Annotated in this window: 1 protein-coding gene; it reads left to right on the top strand. The window is 57.4% G+C overall.

Annotation, left to right across the window (positions count from 1 at the left end; genetic code table 11):
- The coding region (locus tag PFU01S_RS22295) for an immunoglobulin-like domain-containing protein (RefSeq protein WP_042139951.1) at positions 1 to 997 on the top strand (997 nt) is incomplete at both ends.

Genomic DNA, 997 nt, shown 5'->3' with positions numbered 1-997 from the left:
CGAGATCACCTACACCGTAACGCTGACCAACAAAGATGGTCTGCCGATCAACAACCACGCAGAGCTGTACTTCCATCTCAAAGATGGCACTACCGTGGTGGTGCCTGCCAACAGCACCGTAGGTTCGGCCACCGCTACCGCGCCGGACAACGTTTATGTGGGCACGAACCCTGCTGTCGTGAACTCGATCGAGTCGGTCAGCGGCGCGGATGCTTGGAAGTTCGAACAACTGACGCTGGATAAAACCCAAGTCAGCACCGAAGTTACCGACGAGCCAGGTTCTGGAACCCCGGGTACGGGTAACCAAGGCGATTTGGTACTGGTCACCATTACGGCTGACCAAACCTTCGTAGCCGAGAACGTCAAGCCGACCTTCACCGTGCAGATCAATAAGGCCCTGGCCAACGACTTGGTCGTGACCCTCAGCAACAACGAGAAGATCACCATCAAGGCCGGCCAAACCAGCGCCCAGTACACCCACGCAGCGCAGGGCGACGACGTCTACAAGGACTCTGGCGAAATCAGCCTGGGCATCAAGTCGGCAGCCGATGCTGGCGGTCGTACCTTCGAAAACCTGCAGCTGGGCAACGATGCATCGGTCAAAGTCACCGATACCATCGATGAAGTTGTGGCGAAGCTGACTGCGACCGATTCGGTCACCGAAGGCGGTCAGATCACCTACACCGTGACCCTGACCAACAAAGATGGCCTGCCAATCGACAAGCATGGTGCGCTGACCTTCACGCTGGACGATGGCAAGACCGTCATCACTATCCCGGCCAATGGTACGACCGGTTCGGTAACCATTACCGCGCCTGACAATGACTACGTCGGTGCCAACGATCCAGTCGTCAAATCGATTGCAACCGTCACTGGCGCAGATGTAGGCAAGTTCGAGCAGCTGACGCTCGACAAAACGCCCGTCACCACTCAGGTTACCGATGAGCCTGGCTCGGGAGTTCCTGGTACTGGCAACCAAGGCGACCAAGTGCTGGTT

Source organism: Pseudomonas fulva NBRC 16637 = DSM 17717 (assembly GCF_000730565.1).
GTDB lineage: Bacteria > Pseudomonadota > Gammaproteobacteria > Pseudomonadales > Pseudomonadaceae > Aquipseudomonas > Aquipseudomonas fulva.
The sequence above is the reverse complement of the archived record's forward strand: the minus strand, read 5'-3'. Positions and strand labels throughout refer to the sequence as shown.